The sequence below is a fragment of the Oleiphilus sp. HI0067 genome (assembly GCF_001635735.1).
Genome location: NZ_LWFI01000574.1, coordinates 1 through 749, shown reverse-complemented (window position 1 = coordinate 749; position 749 = coordinate 1). Strand labels below are relative to the sequence as shown.

General features: G+C 44.2%; 1 protein-coding gene. It reads left to right on the top strand.

Annotated elements, in window-relative coordinates; all coding sequences use genetic code 11:
• Positions 1-167 precede the first annotated feature (167 nt).
• The coding region (locus A3739_RS06660; RefSeq protein WP_068500801.1) for a metal ABC transporter permease at positions 168-749 on the top strand (582 nt) is incomplete at its 3' end.

The window sequence follows — 749 nt, the reverse complement described above, 5'->3', positions numbered from 1 at the left end:
AAAAAGTTTAGAGCGGCTGGCGGCACGATACTAATGATCGAGCACGACTGGACACTTATTCGTGAGCATTGTGATCATTGCTTCTGGGTTGATAAAACAATTCGAGAAATCGATCCTAGAACCATTCAAGTTCAGCAAACTCCTTTTGATCAAGAAGGGGCAGTTTCTTGAATATCATTTATGGCCAATTTAATGATTGGGTGAACGCGGGCTTATTGCCAGATATGTTCGGCTATGAATTCCTTATAAACGCCCTGCTTGCCAGCATGATGATAGGCCCACTTCTAGGCTTACTTGGAACACTTGTTGTCGTAAAACGACTTGCGTTTTTATCTGAGGCTGTAGGTCATAGCGTACTAACCGGCGTTAGCATCGGCATATTACTGGGTGAACCAGTAGAGTCACCACTGATCAGTTTATTTAGTTTCTCTATTCTTTTCGCGCTGTTACTGCAGTGGATCAAAGGACGATCAAGCATTCCTTATGACGCTTTAATTGGCGTGTTCTTATCCTTTGCTCTCGCCTTAGGGGCAGCTCTGCTTTTGTATGTTGCAAAACACGTCAACGCTCACTTGATAGAACAAGTGATGTTTGGCTCCATTCTCGTCACTACGGTGAATGATTTAGTGATGTTGGTGATTATTTGTAGCATCGTTGCAGTGCTGGCTTATCACTATGGCAACCACGCTTATTTGGTCGCGATATCACCTGAAGTAGCACACAGCCAGCGCATCAACACACGCCTTCAT